19 protein-coding genes are annotated in these 18,369 nt (G+C 64.5%); 10 read left to right on the top strand and 9 right to left on the bottom strand.

Features of this window, described 5'->3' with window-relative positions:
* Positions 1 to 11 precede the first annotated feature (11 nt).
* The 8 genes from BN1263_RS12055 to BN1263_RS12020 all read right to left on the bottom strand — a co-directional run bounded on the left by BN1263_RS12055 (position 12) and on the right by BN1263_RS12020 (position 8,090).
* On the bottom strand, positions 12 to 995 hold the full coding sequence (locus BN1263_RS12055) for a lytic transglycosylase domain-containing protein (RefSeq protein WP_058981386.1): 984 nt from the start codon (positions 993 to 995) through the stop codon (positions 12 to 14).
* 3 nt (positions 996 to 998) lie between these two features.
* Positions 999 to 2,042 carry a P-type DNA transfer ATPase VirB11 gene (gene virB11, locus BN1263_RS12050; protein ID WP_021202793.1) on the bottom strand — a complete coding sequence of 348 codons (1,044 nt, stop codon included), beginning with the start codon at positions 2,040 to 2,042 and terminating at the stop codon, positions 999 to 1,001.
* A 14-nt stretch (positions 2,043 to 2,056) separates the two neighbouring features.
* Positions 2,057 to 3,328 carry a TrbI/VirB10 family protein gene (locus BN1263_RS12045; RefSeq protein WP_058981384.1) on the bottom strand — a complete coding sequence of 424 codons (1,272 nt, stop codon included), beginning with the start codon at positions 3,326 to 3,328 and terminating at the stop codon, positions 2,057 to 2,059.
* A complete protein-coding gene (locus BN1263_RS12040; protein WP_014037652.1) occupies positions 3,325 to 4,104 on the bottom strand; it encodes a TrbG/VirB9 family P-type conjugative transfer protein in 780 nt (259 codons plus the stop codon). Before BN1263_RS12040 ends, BN1263_RS12045 begins: the two co-directional genes overlap by 4 nt.
* Complete coding sequence (locus tag BN1263_RS12035; protein WP_019660295.1) at positions 4,101 to 5,156, bottom strand: VirB8 family type IV secretion system protein; 1,056 nt, start codon at positions 5,154 to 5,156, stop codon at positions 4,101 to 4,103. The genes BN1263_RS12040 and BN1263_RS12035 overlap by 4 nt, the downstream gene beginning before the upstream one ends.
* An 89-nt stretch (positions 5,157 to 5,245) precedes the next feature.
* Positions 5,246 to 5,692 carry a hypothetical protein gene (locus BN1263_RS12030; RefSeq protein ID WP_021202791.1) on the bottom strand — a complete coding sequence of 149 codons (447 nt, stop codon included), beginning with the start codon at positions 5,690 to 5,692 and terminating at the stop codon, positions 5,246 to 5,248.
* Between the two features lie 424 nt (positions 5,693 to 6,116).
* On the bottom strand, positions 6,117 to 7,796 hold the full coding sequence (locus BN1263_RS12025) for a type IV secretory system conjugative DNA transfer family protein (RefSeq protein ID WP_058981382.1): 1,680 nt from the start codon (positions 7,794 to 7,796) through the stop codon (positions 6,117 to 6,119).
* A gap of 36 nt (positions 7,797 to 7,832) precedes the next feature.
* Positions 7,833 to 8,090 carry a hypothetical protein gene (locus BN1263_RS12020; RefSeq protein ID WP_058981379.1) on the bottom strand — a complete coding sequence of 86 codons (258 nt, stop codon included), beginning with the start codon at positions 8,088 to 8,090 and terminating at the stop codon, positions 7,833 to 7,835.
* Between the two features lie 130 nt (positions 8,091 to 8,220).
* Here BN1263_RS12020 and BN1263_RS12015 point away from each other — a divergent pair, with 130 nt between their 5' ends.
* From BN1263_RS12015 to BN1263_RS11980, 9 genes are all read left to right on the top strand, one after another.
* Positions 8,221 to 8,517 carry a hypothetical protein gene (locus BN1263_RS12015; RefSeq protein ID WP_227844464.1) on the top strand — a complete coding sequence of 99 codons (297 nt, stop codon included), beginning with the start codon at positions 8,221 to 8,223 and terminating at the stop codon, positions 8,515 to 8,517.
* A gap of 247 nt (positions 8,518 to 8,764) precedes the next feature.
* Positions 8,765 to 9,976 (top strand): MFS transporter, encoded by a 1,212-nt coding sequence (locus tag BN1263_RS12010; RefSeq protein ID WP_058981378.1) that lies wholly within the window; start codon positions 8,765 to 8,767, stop codon positions 9,974 to 9,976.
* A gap of 196 nt (positions 9,977 to 10,172) precedes the next feature.
* Positions 10,173 to 10,442, top strand: a complete 270-nt coding sequence (locus tag BN1263_RS12005) for a hypothetical protein (RefSeq protein ID WP_019660300.1) — start codon at positions 10,173 to 10,175, stop codon at positions 10,440 to 10,442.
* A 253-nt stretch (positions 10,443 to 10,695) separates the two neighbouring features.
* Complete coding sequence (locus tag BN1263_RS20090) at positions 10,696 to 10,944, top strand: hypothetical protein (protein WP_080398811.1); 249 nt, start codon at positions 10,696 to 10,698, stop codon at positions 10,942 to 10,944.
* Positions 10,945 to 10,954: 10 nt separating this feature from the next.
* On the top strand, positions 10,955 to 11,137 hold the full coding sequence (locus tag BN1263_RS12000) for a hypothetical protein (RefSeq protein ID WP_058981376.1): 183 nt from the start codon (positions 10,955 to 10,957) through the stop codon (positions 11,135 to 11,137).
* A 217-nt stretch (positions 11,138 to 11,354) separates the two neighbouring features.
* On the top strand, positions 11,355 to 13,058 hold the full coding sequence (locus BN1263_RS11995; RefSeq protein WP_058981443.1) for an ATP-binding protein: 1,704 nt from the start codon (positions 11,355 to 11,357) through the stop codon (positions 13,056 to 13,058).
* A gap of 236 nt (positions 13,059 to 13,294) precedes the next feature.
* Positions 13,295 to 15,436 (top strand): TonB-dependent siderophore receptor, encoded by a 2,142-nt coding sequence (locus BN1263_RS11990; RefSeq protein ID WP_058981373.1) that lies wholly within the window; start codon positions 13,295 to 13,297, stop codon positions 15,434 to 15,436.
* Between the two features lie 198 nt (positions 15,437 to 15,634).
* A complete protein-coding gene (locus BN1263_RS11985; protein WP_019660305.1) occupies positions 15,635 to 16,201 on the top strand; it encodes a putative periplasmic lipoprotein in 567 nt (188 codons plus the stop codon).
* A complete protein-coding gene (locus BN1263_RS11980; protein ID WP_260832944.1) occupies positions 16,198 to 16,668 on the top strand; it encodes an outer membrane lipoprotein in 471 nt (156 codons plus the stop codon). The genes BN1263_RS11985 and BN1263_RS11980 overlap by 4 nt, the downstream gene beginning before the upstream one ends.
* Positions 16,669 to 16,801: 133 nt before the next feature.
* On the opposite strand, the gene BN1263_RS11975 is transcribed toward BN1263_RS11980, so the two are convergent.
* Positions 16,802 to 17,155, bottom strand: a complete 354-nt coding sequence (locus BN1263_RS11975) for a winged helix-turn-helix transcriptional regulator (RefSeq protein WP_019660307.1) — start codon at positions 17,153 to 17,155, stop codon at positions 16,802 to 16,804.
* 101 nt (positions 17,156 to 17,256) lie between these two features.
* Here BN1263_RS11975 and acuI point away from each other — a divergent pair, with 101 nt between their 5' ends.
* Positions 17,257 to 18,246, top strand: a complete 990-nt coding sequence (acuI, locus tag BN1263_RS11970; RefSeq protein ID WP_058981372.1) for an acrylyl-CoA reductase (NADPH) — start codon at positions 17,257 to 17,259, stop codon at positions 18,244 to 18,246.
* Positions 18,247 to 18,369 lie beyond the last annotated feature (123 nt).

Here is an 18,369-nt window from a genome sequence, read left to right as displayed (position 1 = left end):
CCACGACTTCGTCAGAACACGAAGGCCGCATCCCCTGCGGGAATCTGCTGCACCGGTGCGGTCTGCACCGGCGCGTTGTACGAATTGTCGGCACCCGCCACAGGCTTGTTCCGCTCGCTCCAGGGCCGCAGCATCACGGGCCCCTCATTGGTGGCACCGGCAGCGCCCGGCAACTGCTGCGGCATGGCCATAGCCTGCGCAGCACGCTGTTTGGGCAGCTGCTGCGGCATGCCACCGGCCTGTTGCTGGGGATAGGTGGCCTCTTGGTTGGGCTGCGCCTGGGGCTGCATCATCCTGTCCACCGAACCCAGCACCACCTTGGACAGCGCCTGGTCGGCGATATTCAGCAGACTGCCCCGCGCCATCGCACCGGGGGACGGGTATACGACATAGGCGCGTGCGGGATCTTCCGACGGCACGTAGACCGGGCCATTGGACTGTGCAACGATGCGCGCCTGCGCCGGCGAAGCGAGCTGCGGATGATGCTCGACCTTCACTGCACGGCGCTCACCGCGACTGACCACGTCGATCGGTGCGACACCATTGCTGGCGACCTGCTGGCCGCGGCGGATCGAGTCGTAGATCTTCTGCACGTAGCCGTGACGGAAGCCGGTCTCGAAATTGCCCGAGTAGTAACAGCTGAACGACTTGCCCCAGTCACCACCGGAGCGCTTGTAGCACTCGGCGAGAATGCGCGAACCGGCCTGCAGGTTCGGGCACTGCTGGAAGGCCTTCTCGTAGGAATCCAGCCCGTATTTGCCCAGGTTGTAGCGATTGACCTGGGCCAACCCGATCGAGAAGTTGTAGCCCTTCTCTTCCAGCATGCGCACCGTCGCCAGCGCTTCATCCAACGCCTTGGGCTGACGCACCAGTGCACCGCCGACCACGCCGATGGCATACGGGTTGCGCGACGACTCCACGTTGATGACGTGTTGCATCACGTCCATCGAGACGGCCATTTCCGGGCACGCCATCATTTCCAGTCCTGGCAGCATTGGTCAGCCCTCCTGCCCCTGGGCACGCCCAGGATTGAAGTCGATGCCGGTGATGTAGCGCGAGCCGGCATGCGCCTTGATATGCACGACGATGTCGATGGTCATCATCAACAACCGCTTGATCACGTTGAACTCCAGGCCCGAACCTTCGGCTGAAGCCTTCACCATCAGCGCCAGCTGGTCCCAGGTCTGCTCCGGGCTGCCGGCATGGCAGCTGGTGATCGAGCCCGGGTGGCCGGACGCGCAGTTGCGGATGAAGTAGAACGCTTCGTCACCGCGCAGCTCGGCCAGGATGATGCGTTCGGGCTTCATGCGCAGGCAGGCTTCCATGCAGCTCTTGGCCGTCACATTGCTGGTGCTCTGCCCGCCCTTGGAATACAACAGGTGCACCACGTTGGGCTGGGTCAGGAACAGCTCGCGTGCGTCCTCGATGGTGACCAGGCGCTCGTTGTCCGGGATATGGTTGACCAGCGCCTTCATGAAGGTGGTCTTGCCGCTGCCGGTCGCGCCGGATACCACGATGTTCTTGCGGTACATCACCGCACGCCGGAAGAACTCGGCGTACTCTCGCGAATGACGCAGCTCCAGCAGCTCGCGATCCTGCTCGCTGATGCTGCCATCGCTTTCCAGAATCTGGTTGAAGAAGCCGTCTTCGTGATACTGCGTGAGCGACTTGGTGTGCTTGGAAGGCAAACGGATGGTGATCGACACCTTCCCCGCGTCACAGGCCGGCGGAATCACGAACTGCGCACGCTGGCCGGTGGGGAACGTGAGCGACACCACCGGATCGGCATCGGTGATGCGCTGGCCGGTGTTGCTCTCGTTCACCACTGCCGTGCAGAACTGCCGGGCCCGCTCGAACGTCAGGCTCGGCACGTCCACCCGCTGCCACCCCGCCCGGGTTTCCAGGTACAGCTCGCCGGGACGGTTGATGCAGATTTCCGTCACTTCCGGAGAAGTCATGTACTCGGCGATGCCCAGCACTTCGTACTGATAGCGCAGGAAATCGCTGGAGACGAGGGCGAGGGGGGACACTTCGGCGTCCATGATCGTTCGTTGGGTTACCGGCGGGGATTCAGCACATTGGTGAAGTCAACGTCCTTTGCAACGTAGACGTTCACGATCGTGCCCTGGTTGATGGTGACGGTCGGCGGACGGCGCTGGCTGAGGGCGTCATTGGCCAAGCGCTCCATGGTGCGCGCGGTGGCGCTCTCATAGGGCGACTGGATGGTCATGCCGTTATTTGCCACGGTAGTGGTTTCCGGACCATGCTCTGCAGCGGCGTACTTGAACGCATCCGCCAGCAGACTGATCATCAGAGCCGAGGCGATACGGCTGCCCCAGTGCGCGCTGTACTGACCCGGATGCCCGGCGCCGCCCAGCTGATCCACGCCTGGGCTGGACATTGCCACGTCGATGCCATTCGGCGTAGTAATGCGATCCCAGATCACTTCCACCCGCTTGCCGGTGGGACCGCCGCCATAGGCGCCATAGATCTTGGAGCCCTTCGGCAGCAGAAGATTGCGGCCGTTGATCGAGTACACCGGTTCGGTCAGCAGGCACGAAGTGTAGCCCGCGATATCGGTGATGATGCGGGTTTCCAGCACGCAACGCAGGTAGGTACCCCGCACCAGCAGCGCATCGGGACTGCGGATGTAGCTGGCATTGGACACGTCATCAACATCGGGGCCGCGACGAACCCGGGCCGGCGCTGCATTCTGCTGTCCACCCATCATCTGGGCCTGGAGGCGAAGGGTACGGGTCAGCTCGTCTTCCTGGCCCCCCTGCCCATCACCGCCCGCGCTGTCGCCAGCACCAACGAAGCCGTTCCCCGACGCTCCCATCCGGCGCTCGGCGAGCGTCGGACCCCGCGGGGCTTCGCGCTCGCTCGTGCTGAAGGCCGGTTCTGCGCGAGTAGGCCCGGACGGCGGCGGCGGCAGCATCGGAATCGGGTCAACGGGCTGCATCGCCTGGGACGGAACCGGATCCGTCTGCACAGCGTCCGGCAGCGTCGGCGTGGACACACGCGCGACTTCCGGCGCCTTCTGCGCCGCATCCTTGTCATCCTGGCCCTTGCGGAAAAGCAGGAAGCCCATGGCCATCAGCAGCACCACAATGCCACCGAGGAACAGCAGCGCCTTGCGGTTCAGCCGCTGCTCTTCGGCCGAGCGCAGCTGCGGCGCGGCCGCGTCCAGATCCGGCGCCGGCTCGGCCTGGACCGTGCCGAAGTAGGGATTCGACGGCGCGTCCGCGGCACCCTGTGCGCCGTACGGGCTCTGGCTCTCGTCGCGTCCATTGTTCGGGTCGTTTCCGGGAGTGTTCTGCTGGCTCATTTCTTCACGTTCCTTCGCAGGCCGACGACGAAGTCGCCGTGGCGGATGACCAGGTACGGGTGCGTCCCGTGCACGATCAGCGTATTGCCTTCAACCGTGGTGTTGACCACAAAGTCTTCACCGTATTCCGTTTCACGACCAAACACGGCCGGGAAGATGCCGGTCTTGTACTCCGGCGAATTCGGCAGTTTCAGGTAGGTGAAACGGCCATCGTCGTAGGCGTTGACCGGGATCAGCCACCCCATCTTCTTCGCCTTGCTGGTCGAATAGGAGTAGTTGAAGTTGTACTGGCGGTCCTTGGCCAGTTCCGAGCTCAACAGCGGTTTGGCCTCTTCCTCCACCGCTTCCTGGGCGACACCGAACACGGTGTCGTTGGGATAGACGAAGGCGATCTTGTACTGCACGCCTGCACGACGGGCCTGCTCCAGCTGGCGCCAGTCGGTGGCCACCACCTTCAGTTCGAAGATGTAGGAATGGGTCTCGGTGCGCACCATCATGTTGGTATCGACGTCGACGTTCTTCGGCTTGAGGTAGAACACGTTCTCGCGACGGGTCAGTTCCCAGCCGCTGCTGAAGCCGGTGCTGTAGTCGAGGATCTTCTCGTTCGGGCTCAACTCGATCTGGGTGGTCAGGCCCAGGCCGGTGCGAACCGGATAGATGCGGTCCTTCTCGTACTCGTAGTGGTCAACCGCCTGCGCCATCGCCGCTGCTGAGAACAGCAACGACAACATCGACAGCAGCGCCAGCGCGCTTCCCCTGATATTTCGACTACTCATCGGTTGCTTGCTCCATCAGCAGTTCCGGTGGAATTGTTCTGCGCCGGCCTCATGGCCGGCTGTCCGGGCATGGCCTGCCCCGGCATTGCTTGCCCCTGCACCGGCTGACCCGGCATCGGTTGGCCCTGTACAGGCTGTCCCGGCATTGCCTGGCCCGGTACCTGGCCGTTGGCTGGCACCGCGACCGGCTGGCCGGTGGCCGGGTCGATCATGGTGGCTGCGGCCGGATTGTTGGGATCGTAGACACCCTGTGCCTGCTGCGCCGCCTGTGCGGCCTGCTGCGCCTGCGCCTGCATGGCACCGTCATCCGGCACCGGCACGCCACGCGAATAGTCGTTGTCGACGCGGTACTCGGTGACCTGGAACGCCAGCGGATTGAGGATGCGATCCTGTTCGGACAACGCCAGGTTCTGGTTGTACTCGAAGCGCATCGTCACCAACTGGTTGTCCAGGTAGGTAGAGACGCCGGTGCGCTTGTCCAGCAGGCTGCGCTGGATGCGCACCGAAGCGCCGCGGAAGCTGCCGTTCGGTTCTGCGCCCAATGGCGTGATGCTGAGGATCTTGACCCGGATCGCGCGTTCGCGGCCATACATCACGAACGGGTTCTGCGGATTGTTGCCGGCATAGCGGACGCGCATGGACTGCGCCACCGGATCGGTGGACATCACGAACACCAGTTCCCAGTCACGCAGGCCCATCACCGCCGAGTCGTACGATTCGCGTGCGAGCACGTACTGGGCGACGTTGCTGCGGTTGATCGCTTCGTTGGTGGTGATCGTCTCGCCCTGGAAGGTGCCACTCAGGCGCGCGACGGTCGCGGTACCCGTGTAGGCATCGGCCATCACCAGGAACGGCACCTTCTCCTTCAGCGGCAGCATGTAGTAGTAGCCGCCCGCCAGGGCGAGCGACATCAGCAACGAGCCTGTGGCGACCCACCATGCGCGCCGCTCGCTGCGGCGTGCCATGTCGGCCACGGTGATCTCGTAGCTGACCGCCTTGGCGACCGACTGCTCGACCTTGGGGCTATTGCCGGGATCCTTCTTGCGGAACATGGATTCTTCCGTACTGCTGAAACATCAATGGGCGTGGCACCCCTGCGACAGGCGCGGGGAGCGGCACGTTCGATGATTTCGAGGTGGACTCAGGTGCCGCTGTTGGAATCAGCGCCCTGCGCCGACGCGGTCGGCGTCGAGCCAGCGCTCTGCACAACGATCTGGTTGCCAACGATGGAGACCGAGATACCCTGCGCCGAATAGGCCGATGTCAGATCGATCACGGCCTGCTGCGCGTTGGTCGTATCGATCTTCGAGACCGCGCCATACAGGGTGAAATCCGAGCTGAGGCGGTAGTCCAGCGTGCGCCCGGAATCCTTGGCCCAGCGCTCGAGCATGGCTTTGAGCGTGCCATCCATCGGCGAGGCCTGGTAGACGTAGCTGGAGTACAGCGGAATTTCGGTCGTTGTCGCAGCAAAGCGGTTGACCGGCTTCCAGCGGCCTCCGAAATCGGGAGCGGACTTGGTGGCGCAACCGGCCACCATCAACGCCGCCACTGCGGCGATGGACATTTTCGCGATAAACGCCTGATTCATACGGGCTTCACTTTGACGTACGAAAAAGCAGTCCCGAGCATTGGTCCCCTGGTCGTCCGGCGCTGCATCGCGCACGCCGGAATCAGAGGGATGCGCTGCGTGCGGCACACCCACTCCGGCTCCCCTGCAGCCAACGGCTGCCAACCAAGTTGCGGGGCCGCCGGACATAGCCGACAACCCACCCGCATACCTCACCAACGTCGAAACCATCCTTGTTTCCATGGCACAAACTCCTGGCCACCCTACTGCCACATCTTTGACATCCAGCACACATTTCTGGACGACAGACATAGGGTCGCACAACCACGCGTCAATTCCATGTCAGACAAGTCTGAAAATCTATGAACAGATGCCGAATTTTTGACTTCCCTCACGTTTTCACTTCAATGAATATGAATCCAAGTCACAAATTTAGCGTCGTGAATTAGACGTTAAGCATCGGAACATCGACCTTCGGCAGCAGCCTGGACGTGAAATAGCGATCCTTGTAATAGCGGATCTTGTCGCATTTCACCGGATGCGGTATGCCTTCGTAGAGGAACACTTCCTTGTCGGGCCCCATCGCCTTCAGCTCCTGCGGCAGCATCAGTGCACGCCGCTCTTCGGTGAAGTTGTGGGTCTTCTCTCTGGCATGCGTGACGTTCTTCTTGCGCACCGTGGTGTAGCCCAGCATGTCCGAATAGTCGTTGGCATCCTGCTGCTCACGCGGCGCGTACAGGATCTGCAGGGCATGGTTGGTGATGATCGTGCGCGAGACTTCGCGGCCGTATGTGGCATCGAGCTGGGCCATGCTCTGGATGATCGGCAGCAGGCGGATGTTGTAGCCAGCCATGTAGGACACCGCCGAGGCGATGATCTCGACTTTGCCGATCGAGGTGAATTCGTCCATCAGCAGCAGGCACTGGTACTTCAGGTCCGGGTTGGACCTGGGCAGTTCCTTGGTATTGAGGTTGATCAGCTGGCTGAAGAACAGGTTGATGATCAGCCGGCTCTCGGCCAGCTTGTTCGGCTGGATGCCGATGTAGATGGTCATCTTCTTCTTGCGGACGTCGGTCAGCAGGAAATCGTTGCTGCTGGTGGCCTTGTCCAGCACCGGGTTGATCCAGGGGTTCAGCGGCTCCTTGAAGGTGCCCAGGATCGAGGCGAAGGTCTCGTCCGCCTGCGACAGCATGTTGGCGAAGGCCGAACGTGCGTTGGCACTGAGGAACGGCCGCTCCGACAGGGTCTTGAGGTACTTCTTCAGGTCGGTCCCGTCGCCCGAGGACAACCGGTACACCGCGCCGAGCGTGGGCGTGCCGGCGCCCCCCGGGAAACCGCTGCTGCGCTCGTCGTCCCAGTTCTCGAACAGGTACAGCGCGAAGGCCATGAACGCGTTGCGCGCCTGGCTGACCCAGAACTTCTGGTCCTCGGCCCCATCCGGATACAGCATCGCAGCGATGCTCATCAGGTCCGAGACGCGGAACGCGGGATCGTCGGAGACGTAGCTGAGCGGATTCCAGCGATGCGTGCGCCGGTCCTCGGCGAAAGGATTGAACAAGTAGATTTCCTGACCCTGGCTGGCGCGCCAGCCGCTGGTCAGGTCGAAGTTTTCCTGCTTGATGTCCAGCACCACCAGAGATTCGCCGTACTCCAGCAGGTTCGGGATGACCACGCCCACGCCTTTGCCCGAGCGGGTGGGCGCGGCCAGGATGACGAACTGCTGGCCATCCAGGCGCACCAGCTTGCCACCATGGCTGCCGACCACGATGCTCTGGCCGGTCTTCTTGAACATGCCATGCCTGGCCAGGTCGGCGCCGGTGGCAAAGCGTGCATCGCCGTGCAGAGAGCGCTTGTCCTTCTTCAGCAGCAGCACCAGGCCGGTCACCACCAATACCAGCAGCGGCAGGCCGAAGCCCACGTAGCCGGCCCATCGGATCTTGCCAACGAAGGGCGCGACCTGTGGCTGGTCCAGCGCGTTGAAGTACTGGTAGTAGGTGTTCCAGGTGAACAGCTTGGTATCCAGGCCCAGGAACAGCAGCGTCAGGTAGCCGGAAAACACGAAACCAAGCAGCAGGGTCGCCAGCGTGATGATGGCGATGAGCAGATACTTCTTACTGGGCAACACCCGAATCCTCCATGATGCGCACGAGGGCGCGACGGCCTAGCGGCGGCGCCAGCGCGACGCCTTTTTCCGCAGGTGATTTTCGTTCTCCAGCCCGGGCTCTTCGCCCTCTTCACGCACCCGTTGCAACAGCAACTGGCGCGCTTCGGCCAGCGATACCAGGTCGGTCAGACGATCCCCATCGTCGGCAACGACCGCATGGCCGACCACATCGCCCGGAGCGTACACCGGCTCGTGGGACACCGCTACCAGCTGGAAGCGGCCACGGGTTTCCAGCACATGCCTGAATTCCTGCATCGAACTCCTCCTCCTCGGGGCGACGCCGCGCCCCTGCCCAGCCATCATGCCCATCGCAGTGTCATCGCCGCATCGACAACCGCTCCCTGCTTTTGCGCGAAACTGCGCGCCGATATCCAAGGAGACCGATATGGACTGGGTAGCACTTGCCCGCACCCTGGCCACCGAGGCGCACGCCGGCCAGATGGACAAGGCCGGCCAGCCTTACATCGGTCATGTGGCACGGGTGGCGGCTGCGGTGCGCGGCGACGATGACGCCGAAGTGGTGGCGTGGCTGCATGATGTCGCCGAGGACTGCCCGGCGTTTGCCGCACGCATCGAGGCATTCCCCGCCCCGCTGCGCGAGGCGGTGCACCTGCTCAAGCGCGCCGCGGCCCCCGACGCGGACAGCTACTACGCGCGCATTGCCGCCCACCGCTGGCACTGAAGGTGAAGCGGGCCGATCTGGATGACAACGCCGATCCGCAGCGCCTGGCGATGCTCGACGCGGCGACGGCCGGGCGCCTGCGCGGCAAGTACGCGCACGCCCGGGCAGCGCTGGGCATCTGACCAGGCCGCACGGACAGCGGGGGGCGGCGTGTCACTGATCGAACGCTGATTTACCTGAGCGCGGCTGCCCTTGTTGCGGTGCAGCAGTACAATGGGGGGCTCCCCCGCCCCGTCGCGCCCCCCGCATGAGCCCCACTTCTTCCCTGGCTGCGCGGCTGACGCCCCGTCAGCGCACCCTGATCATCCTCGCCCTGTCTCTGGGTGGCTTCGCCATCGGGACCAGCGAGTTCGCCAGCATGGGCCTGATGCTGGAGATCAGTCGCGGCTTGTCGATCTCCGAAACGCAGGTCGGTCACCTGATCAGCGCCTATGCCATCGGCGTTGTCGTCGGTGCGCCGATCCTCGCCTTCGTGGGTGCCAGCTTCCCGCGCCGCAAGCTCTTGTTGGCGCTGATGGGCTTCTACGCGGTGGGCAACCTCGCCAGCGCGCTGGCACCCAATTACGGCACCATGCTGGCGGCACGCTTCGTCGCCGGCCTCCCGCATGGCGCCTACTTCGGCGTTGCGATGCTGGTGGCCGCGGCGATCAGCCCTGCCGGCCAGCGCGGCCAGGCGATGTCGCGGGTGCTGCTGGGCCTGTCGATCGCAATCCTGGTCGGCAACCCGCTGACCACCTGGCTGGGCCAGCAGCTGAGCTGGCGCACCGCCTTTGCCCTGGTCAGCGTGCTGGCCATCGCCACCGTGGCGATGATCGCCCGCTTCCTGCTGCCGGATCCGGACGAGGTGCGCACCTCGCCGATGCGCGAACTGCGCGCCTTCAACACGTCCCAGGTGTGGCTGGCGTTGGCGATCGGCGCAGTCGGCTTCGCTGGCATGTTCTGCGTGTTCACTTACCTGGCTCCGACCCTGGTGCAGGTCACCGCCGTGGCCGAATCGTGGATGCCGCTGGCGGTGGGCGTGTTCGGCATCGGCGCGATCATCGGCAACATCGCCGGTGGCTGGCTGGTGGACAGGTTCCACTTCAAGGCCGCCGCCGTGGTCCTGCTGTGGTCGATCCTGATGCTGCTGCTGTATCCGCTGGCCGCGCAGTCCGTGTGGACGATCGGCCCGATGATCATCACCGTCGGCACCATGGGCGCGCTGGCGGCAGTGCTGCAGACCCGCCTGATGGACGTGGCCGGTGAAGCGCAGACGCTGGCGGCCGCCTCCAACCACGCCGCGTTCAATACCGCCAATGCGCTCGGCCCCTGGCTGGGCGGCATGGCGATCAGCGCCGGCTTCAGCCCGGCCAGCACCGGCTATGTCGGTGCGGCCACTGCCATTGGCGGCCTGCTGCTGTGGTGCGTGGCGGTGTCACTGGACAGGAAGCGTAAGGCCGCCGTCGCCGGCAGCCACTGAAGAACCGGCATTCACAGGCAAGTGGATGCCAGCGCCTTGACCAGCACGGCGCTTCGTACCGGCAGCACCTGCAATCTGCCGAGGGGTGTTCCACCAAGGATGCTCGACCACGCGCTTCGGGTGCAATGAACACATTTCGTGGATGTGCCTTTGGGCAAAGTGCAGCCGACGCCCCTCGGCCTGCACCGGACCCGCAATGCGCCACCACCGCGTTCCTGCCCACCACGATGCCATTGCCTTGCAGGCCGGCATGCTGGGCAGTGTGCTGGGCGTGGCGCTGTTCAAGGCCATCGCGTTATCTGCATTGGCGGCCGGATCGGTGATGGCCATCGGGCTGTGGCTGGTGGCCTGCGCGCTGCTGGCTGCATGGGCGCTGGCCGCCTATCTGGCGTGCCTGGCGCTGAGCCGGCGTGTGTTCGTGCTGATGCTGGTGCTGTGCACGGTACTGATGATCTGCATCGCCTGAGCCGGCAGGGCGGGACTTCTTCTGTCGCCTTCATTGTCCTGCGGGACCCGCTGCAACAAGGGCGTGGAGTGTGATCAAGCGAGCGCGACGGCTGTGACAAGCCGTGGGACCTGATTGGAAAGGATCCCTGAAAAGGAACCCCTCCCCATTGCCGCGCCTGTCTTGATCGTGTCCATGCATCTGGCTGACTGCGCCATCACGGCCAACGCGCGACGATGCGATCTCCCAACCTCCCTGCCCTGTCGAGATCCAGATGCCGGACACTGCCCATCCTGTCATTCGCGCATTCGAGGCCGTGTTCGATCTGTCCGGCGGCGTGCAGCGCATCACTGCGCTCACTGTTACCTGCCGGCATTGCTCCTCGACCAGTTCGGCCAGCGAAGACAATCTGGTTCACCTTCCGGGTGGAGCACTGTTCCGCTGCGACGGGTGCGGCTGCCACCAACCGGTCAGCCACGCCAGGCTGTCGGATTGGCAACCGACCTCGTTGCTGGGCATCTGAGGGCCGGCTCATGGGCATGACGGCGCAACAGCGGGAGATCCTGGAGGCAATCGCCGCTGCGCAACCGGTGCGCGGCGACGCGGCGACGTGGGCAGTCAACGCGGGTTTGGCGGTACAGGCGGAAGACGGGGATATCGATCTCACCGACGCCGGCCGCGACGCCCTCGCCGCGCGGACCGCACGTGAGGACTAGACGCGGCGATCAGGCCGCCTTCGCGACCTTCCGCCAGGGGCAGAGTCCGCGGGCGTAGTGAGCAGCGCGCGGCGGTCCCGATCGCGGCAACCTGCAGGACAGAGGTGCAACGCTGCCCCGTCAACCGAAGTGGTGATGCCCTTCATACCGGTGATGTGCAGGGCGCCATGACATCCACTCGGCTATGCTGCGCCACCTTCCTGCGCCAATGGCGGCCATGCATCCTTTTCCCCTGCCCGTCTCGGCGCCTGAGCAGCTTGCCTACCGACTGCTGCAGGACAGTGACTGGGCGCGTTCGGCCACTGCCGCGAGCGCACCGGCCGAGCTCCGCATGTTGCTGGCGATGATCCTTGATTCGCCCGAACCCCTCTGGCTCGCCTGGGGCAAGGAAGACAAGGCCTTCTTCTTCAATGATGCCTACCTGCCGATGCTGGGGGAAAAGCTGCACGGCGCGATGGGCAATCGCCTGGAGGATGTCTGGACCGACGTATGGCCGGATGTGGTGCAGGCGGTCAACGATGCCTTTGCCGGCACCAGCCGCAGCTTCAAGAACCTGCCCCTGATGATGGACCGCGACGGCACGCTGCGCGAAACATTCTGGACGTTCTCCTATTCGCCGCTGCGCGTCGGCTGCGGCAGTGTGGCGGGCATCCTGTGCGTGGTGAGCGAGCAGACCGAACGGGTGATCGAGCGCGACCTGCACAGCCGCCAGGTCGCGGCGATCACCGAGCAGGCGCGGGAGGCCCACCTGGAACTGGTCCGCGCCCGCGAGCAGCTGCGGCAATCGCAGAAGCTGGAAGCGATCGGCCAGCTCACCGGCGGGGTGGCCCACGACTTCAACAACCTGCTGCAGGTCATCACCGGTTCGGTGGACATGCTCCTGCATACGTGGCCGGCAGACGACTCCCGGCGCCGGTACATCCAGGCCATTGCAACAGCATCGGACCGCGCCACCAAGCTGACCGCGCAGCTGCTGGCCTTCTCGCGTCGCCAGAGCCTGTCGCCGGAGGTCTTCGATCTCTGCGAGAGCGTGCACGCGCTCTCGGATATCATCACCACGGTTCTGGGCGCGCGCATCCAGGTATCGTTGTCGTTGCCCAGTACGCCGTTGCCCGTGCTGCTGGACCGGACCCAACTCGACACCGCATTGATCAACATCGCGGTCAACGCCCGCGATGCGATCGACGGGCACGGCAGGGTGACCATCGAAGTGGAACAGGTCACTGCGGTGCCTTCGGTGCGCTTCGCCGCCCCGATGAAGGGCGACTTTGCTGCCATCAGTGTCACCGATACCGGCGCAGGCATCGACCCTGCAGTGGTCGACCGCATCTTCGAGCCCTTCTTCACCACCAAGAGCGTCGGTGCCGGGACCGGGCTCGGTCTCAGCCAGGTGTTCGGTTTCGTCAAGCAGTCCGAAGGCGAGGTGGACGTGCAGAGCCAGGCGGGCGCCGGTAGCCGCTTTACGCTGTACCTGCCGCTGGCGCAGGCAGGAGAAACGACGGAACGGCCGGCGGCGCAATCGGGGCTGCAGCATGGCCACGGCGTCTGCGTGCTTGTGGTGGAAGACAACGTCGACGTGGCCGAATTTGCGGTTGGCGCCCTGCGCGAGCTCGATTACAGCGTGATGCTTGCGCGCAATGCAGACGAGGCCTTGGCGGAGCTGGAACGGGATGCCTCGCGCTTCCACGTGGTGTTCAGCGACGTCGTGATGCCGGGCATGAACGGACTGGATCTGGCCCGCACCATCCGCGACCGCCTGCCAGAGCTCCCCGTCATCCTCACCAGCGGCTACAGCGAGTTGCTTGCCCGGGATCCGGGCCACGGCTTTACCCTGCTGCGCAAGCCTTACTCGTTGAAGCAGCTGGCCTCGGTAATGACCGAGGCCGCGCGCCGCGCGCAGGCCGTGGTGGCATCGCCCTAGCGGGCGCGTTGCTGAAGCGAACCGAATCCGCGTCCCAGTGAGGACTCCGGCGCGGACGCTTTGCCGCCGACCTCGCACCGCTGATGGCACGTGGGGGGCCGCACCGGTGTGCGGGTGGCTTTGCCGGGCACACCGTACACCCACCCGAGCCTGCGTCCACAGCGCACCAGGGGGGATGGGCCACGAACCTGTGCAAATGCTAATCTTTCTCATTTGCAGCCCATCCTGACTCCCTCATGCCCCCTCCCGCCCTTCTGAAGAACGCGCTCTGCGCGGCGCTGTCCCTTTCCCTGGCGACGCCTGCATTGGCCTCCCAAGCCCCAGCCGACGCCCCGAAGGATCTGGACAAGGTCGAAGTCCGCAGCCGCGCGCAGACGCTTTACCGCGCCAACGATGCCGCTGTCGGCACCCGCACTGACACGCCTCTGGAACTGGTCCCTCAGTCGATCCAGGTCGTGCCGCGCGAGCTGATCGACGACCAGGCCGCGCGTCAGGTCACCGACCTGTATCGCAGCATCAGCGGCATCAGCTTCTTCAGCTATGCCGGCGTTACCTTGCGCGGTTTCCGCCAGGAAAACGTGCTCTACGACGGTCTGCGCGGTGATCCCTATGCAGGCTTCTCGGTACCGCAGCTGTTCAACATCGAACGCGTGGAAGTTCTGAAGGGCCCGGCCGGTGCGCTGTACGGCGGTGGTGATGCGGGCGGTGTCATCAACTACGTGACGCGCAAGCCCAGGGCTACCGCCGAACGCCGGATCGAACTGCAGGCAGGCGACAAGGACTTCCGCGCCGGATCGATCGAAGGCACCGGCCCGTTGAATGCCAACGGCAGCATCCGCTATCGCGCCGGCCTGTATGCCGACACCGAGCAGGGCGTGCGCTGGAATGCCGACAGCGAAAGCGTGATCGGCGATGCCTCGCTGGCCTTCGACGTTGGCCAGACCGGCGAGCTGGTGCTGCAGTTCACCGACATCACCCAGAACCTGGGCGGCAACCGGCTGCGCGGCGTGCCGGTGAACGATGCCGGCAGCTTCCTGACCGACCGGCGATGGAACCACAACGAGGCCAGTGATTTCCTCGACATGCGCGCCAGGGTCGCACTGGCGCAGTATCGCTTCGCACCGCTCGATACGCTGGACGTGGACATTGCTGCGCGCTGGTTCAGCAACAACGAGCACCAGATGTACCACGAACCGATGGGCCTGATCGATCGTGACCGCGATGGCGTGGCCGAGTGGATGACGCGCCAGCTGCGCAACCAGATCCGCGACAACGAGGCGTTCACCGCCAGCGGCAATGCCGTATGGCGGATCAACACCGGCCGTATCGAACACAAGGTGCTGTTCGGCGCCGACGTCTACCAGCTCGACGCCGACTTCACCGCGCAGACCGCCAACAGTGCCGACCTGGCACGCGGCGCCGGTCCGGTGCGCGGCATCGATCTGTTCAACCCGGTCTATGACGCCAGCACCTGGCACGACTACAACCTGGCCGCCCTGCCCTGGCGCAGCACCGCCACCCGCAGCAAGCGTTACGGTGGCTATCTGCAGGATGAGCTGGCACTGGGCACGCGCTGGCATGTGCTGGCCGGACTGCGTTGGGATGGTTTCCAGGACGACGATCGCATCACTGGTGGCAGCGTGGATGGCAACGACCTCAGCTGGCGGCTGGGCAGTACCTTTACCGTCCGGGACGGCGTGAACCTGTATGCCAACATCGCCAGCGGCTTCGTGCCGCAGAGTGCCGCCAACCAGAATCCGGCAGCCGGTGGGCCCTTCGACGCTGAGCGCAGCAGGCAATGGGAAATCGGCCTGAAATCCCTGCTGGCCGACCGTGTGACCCTGAACATGGCGGCCTACCGCATCGACCGCAGCAAGATCGTGCAGGCCACCGGCGAAGTGCGGGACGGCGTGAACCAGCTGGCCGCGCTGGGCCTGGTACGCAGCACGGGCATGGAACTGGACCTGCTGGCCGACGTGACCGAGCGCTGGGTGGTGAACCTGACCTACGCCTACAACGACGCACGGGTGAAGGATGCCGGCCCCAACGGCATCACCAATGCCTCCGGAGACCGCTTCGCGAATGCGCCACGCAACAAGCTCGGCCTGTGGACGCGCTACGACCTGCCGTCGATCAATTCGGCCATTGGCTTCGGCGCCGACCATGTGGGCCAGCGTGTCAGCCTGGATGGGCAGACGGTCAAGGCTTACACGGCGTTCGACATGAGCTGGAAGACCACGTGGAAGCAGTGGCAGTTCCAGGCCAACGTCAAGAACCTGTTCGACAAGGTGTACGCGGCCAGCGGCTTCATCGAGCGCAACGGGCATTTCCCGGGCGAGCCGCGGCGGGTGTATGTGCAGGCGGCCTACCGCTTCTGAGCCATTGATCCGGTCCCCCTTTTGGGAATTCAGGCGAGCCGCGGGGCGGCCGCGCATGCGCCCCCGATTCAGGTATGCTTTTGCGCGTTCAGCCACACCAGCAGGTCGCCGGCGGCAAAGCACGCGGTGCAGCACGGACGTTGCGGACGAGCACGAGACACACCATGGATGTTTCAGCGTAACCACAGGGGAAAATGGATGAAGAAGTTTCTGTTCGCAGCGATCCTCGCTGTGTCGCTGGTGGGCTGCACCACCAATCCGCCGCTCAATTTCTCGGTGCCGAACGTCGGGGTCAGCAGCAAGAAGATCGACGGTGAGCTGAAGTCGCTGACGGTCACACTGGCACGCCCGGACGAGGCCAAAGGCAAGATCCCGGCGCAGGCCCAGCACGAAGTGCCGCAGATGTGGCAGAACGCGCTGACCGAAGCACTGAACAAGATGGCGGTGTTCCGCGACGATGCGCCGGTGAAGCTGAGCCTGTCGGTGAAGATCCTGGCCATTGACATTCCCAGTTTCGGGGCATCGATGACCACAAAGACGATCGCCCGTTATGAGCTGATCGATCGTGCCACCGGCAGCATCGTCTACACCCAGGACGTCAGCGCTTCCGGCGAGGTGCCGTTCAACTATGCATTTGCCGGTGTCATTCGCGCTCGCGAATCCATCAGCCGCTCGGCGCAGAACAACATCGCCCAGTTCCTGCAGGCGCTGGAGACCGTGGACATCACCAAGCCGATGTTCCCCAACAAGCAGGAAGCGCCGTGAGACGCCCGTTGCTGACCGCTTCGGTGGCGGCAATGCTGACGGCCTGCGCACCCAACGTGCGCACCGACAGTTACTCCATCGGCTCGGTGGGACAGGTCAACCGCACGGTGGGCGGTACGGTCATCAGCGTTCGCGCGGTCAGTATCGACGGTTCGCAGGGAGGCGGAGCCGTTGCCGGCGCTGCGGCTGGCGGGGGGGCCGGCTCCACCATCGGCGGCAGCGACCAGGCAGCGGCCATCGGTGCCATTGGCGGCCTGGTGGCAGGCGCGATTGCCGGTGCGGCCTCTGAACGCGCACTCTCCCAGGCCAAGGGCCTGGAGTACGTGGTGCAGACGGAGAACGGCAATCTGATGACCGTTGTGCAGGGCCCGGACCCGGTGTTCAGCACCGGCACGCGGGTCTTGGTGCTGTATGGATCCCCCTCGCGGATCATTGCCGATCCGCGTCAACCGAAAGCTGCTCCGTAGTACCCGTGATGCCCCTCCTGCCAGGGGCATCGCTCCAGCCGCTACGGGTGGTGTCATTCAACCCATCCGTATTGCGTGTAAGCGCGAGCGCATCCGGCCGGAATGCGCCCCCGCAGTGGAACCGGAAGTGTCTTCAACCCTGGCAATCGCCTTCCGTGCTTCCATGGCCGCGATAGGTTTCTCCCCACTCGCGCATGGCCAGCAGCACCGGCACCAGCGTGCGGCCGAACTCGGACAGCTCGTATTCCACCTTCGGCGGCACTTCCGGGTACACGTGGCGGATCACAACGCCATCTGCTTCCAGTTCACGCAGCTGACTGGTGAGCATGGACTGGGTGGCATTGGGCACCCGCCGCGTCAGCTCCATGAAACGCCGCTTGCCGGTCATCAGGTGAAACAGAATGATCGGCTTCCACACGCCACCGATGACCGACAGCGTGACTTCCACCGCGCAACCACTCTTGCCGTCCCACCGTTTGCTACGCATGCATACTCCGGAAAACCATAGTACCTACGGAAAATCGTCGTTCTTGTTGCGATAGAGGCGCGAGCCTAGCATGGCCCCATCCCATGAATGTGAGGCCATCCATGACGTTCAAAGCACTGCTGACCCGCAAGACGAACAACCAGCTTTCGACCGAACTGGTCGATTTCGACGAGGCCAACCTGATGGACGGCGACGTCCTGGTACAGGTCGAGTACTCCACGCTCAACTACAAGGATGCGCTGGCGCTCACCGGCAAGAGTCCGGTCATCCGGACGTTCCCGCTCATTCCAGGCATCGATCTGGCAGGCGTAGTGCTGGAATCCAGCAGGGCCAACTTCAAGCCCGGCGATCGCGTCGTGCTCAATGGCTGGGACCTGAGCATGGGCCACCACGGCGGCCTGGCCCAGCGCGCGCGCGTGCGGGGCGAGTGGCTCAACCGGATTCCCGACAACCTGACAACCCGCGACGCCATGGCCATCGGCACCGCTGGCTACACCGCGATGCTGTGCGTGCTGGCCCTGGAACATGCCGGGGTGGCGCCTGCACAGGGCGATGTGCTGGTCACCGGCGCCAACGGCGGCGTCGGCTCGATCGCGGTGGCGATCCTCTCGAAGCTGGGCTACCGCGTGGTGGCCGCCACCGGGCGACCGGAGCACGCCGACTATCTGCACAACCTGGGTGCGGCCGAGATCATCGATCGTGCGCAGCTTTCCGAACCGCGCGAGCGGCCGGTGAGTGCCGAGCGCTGGGCCGGCGTGGTGGATGTGGCCGGCGGCACGACGCTGGTCAATGCCATCGCCGAAACGAAGTACCGCGGTGCCGTGGCCGCCTGTGGCCTGGCCCAGAGCGATGCGCTGCGCGGCTCGGTGCTGCCCTTCATCCTGCGCAATGTGACCCTTGCCGGCATCGATTCGGTGAATGCGCCACAAGAGGTTCGCCAGCGCGCCTGGGATCGGCTCGCAACCGACCTGGATCCGCGGAAGCTGGAAAGCACCGTGCAGCAGATCGGCCTGGCAGAGGTGCTGGATGTCTATGAGCAGATCATCCCCGGCAAGGTGCGCGGCCGCATCGTCGTGGATGTGAACGCCTGACGCCTGTCGCGCTGGCGAGGGTGCAATGCCATCGCTGGCTCGCGTGCGCGAGTGACCGGAAACGCAGCGTGCCATGCCAAGCCGCCTTATCATGGGTCGGCAAGGGCGCTTTACGCCCGGTGA

The organism is Stenotrophomonas thermophila, from assembly GCF_001499715.1.
GTDB lineage: Bacteria > Pseudomonadota > Gammaproteobacteria > Xanthomonadales > Xanthomonadaceae > Stenotrophomonas > Stenotrophomonas hibiscicola.
The sequence above is the reverse complement of the archived record's forward strand: the minus strand, read 5'-3'. Positions and strand labels throughout refer to the sequence as shown.

Bases quoted from the DNA above. Each gene is read 5' to 3' on its own strand.
- BN1263_RS12020 (WP_058981379.1), bottom strand. From the start codon at position 8,090: ATGCAGGAATTCAGGCATGTGCTGGAAACCCGTGGCCGCTTCCAGCTG.
- BN1263_RS11985 (WP_019660305.1), top strand. From the start codon at position 15,635: ATGAAGAAGTTTCTGTTCGCAGCGATCCTCGCTGTGTCGCTGGTGGGC.
- acuI (WP_058981372.1), top strand. From the start codon at position 17,257: ATGACGTTCAAAGCACTGCTGACCCGCAAGACGAACAACCAGCTTTCG.
- BN1263_RS12015 (WP_227844464.1), top strand. From the start codon at position 8,221: ATGGACTGGGTAGCACTTGCCCGCACCCTGGCCACCGAGGCGCACGCC.
- BN1263_RS11975 (WP_019660307.1), bottom strand. From the start codon at position 17,155: ATGCGTAGCAAACGGTGGGACGGCAAGAGTGGTTGCGCGGTGGAAGTC.
- BN1263_RS12045 (WP_058981384.1), bottom strand. From the start codon at position 3,328: ATGAGCCAGCAGAACACTCCCGGAAACGACCCGAACAATGGACGCGAC.
- BN1263_RS12040 (WP_014037652.1), bottom strand. From the start codon at position 4,104: ATGAGTAGTCGAAATATCAGGGGAAGCGCGCTGGCGCTGCTGTCGATG.
- BN1263_RS11990 (WP_058981373.1), top strand. From the start codon at position 13,295: ATGCCCCCTCCCGCCCTTCTGAAGAACGCGCTCTGCGCGGCGCTGTCC.
- BN1263_RS12030 (WP_021202791.1), bottom strand. From the start codon at position 5,692: ATGAATCAGGCGTTTATCGCGAAAATGTCCATCGCCGCAGTGGCGGCG.
- BN1263_RS12010 (WP_058981378.1), top strand. From the start codon at position 8,765: ATGAGCCCCACTTCTTCCCTGGCTGCGCGGCTGACGCCCCGTCAGCGC.
- BN1263_RS12055 (WP_058981386.1), bottom strand. From the start codon at position 995: ATGCTGCCAGGACTGGAAATGATGGCGTGCCCGGAAATGGCCGTCTCG.
- BN1263_RS12005 (WP_019660300.1), top strand. From the start codon at position 10,173: ATGCGCCACCACCGCGTTCCTGCCCACCACGATGCCATTGCCTTGCAG.
- BN1263_RS12000 (WP_058981376.1), top strand. From the start codon at position 10,955: ATGGGCATGACGGCGCAACAGCGGGAGATCCTGGAGGCAATCGCCGCT.
- BN1263_RS11995 (WP_058981443.1), top strand. From the start codon at position 11,355: ATGCATCCTTTTCCCCTGCCCGTCTCGGCGCCTGAGCAGCTTGCCTAC.
- BN1263_RS20090 (WP_080398811.1), top strand. From the start codon at position 10,696: ATGCCGGACACTGCCCATCCTGTCATTCGCGCATTCGAGGCCGTGTTC.
- virB11 (WP_021202793.1), bottom strand. From the start codon at position 2,042: ATGGACGCCGAAGTGTCCCCCCTCGCCCTCGTCTCCAGCGATTTCCTG.
- BN1263_RS12035 (WP_019660295.1), bottom strand. From the start codon at position 5,156: ATGTTCCGCAAGAAGGATCCCGGCAATAGCCCCAAGGTCGAGCAGTCG.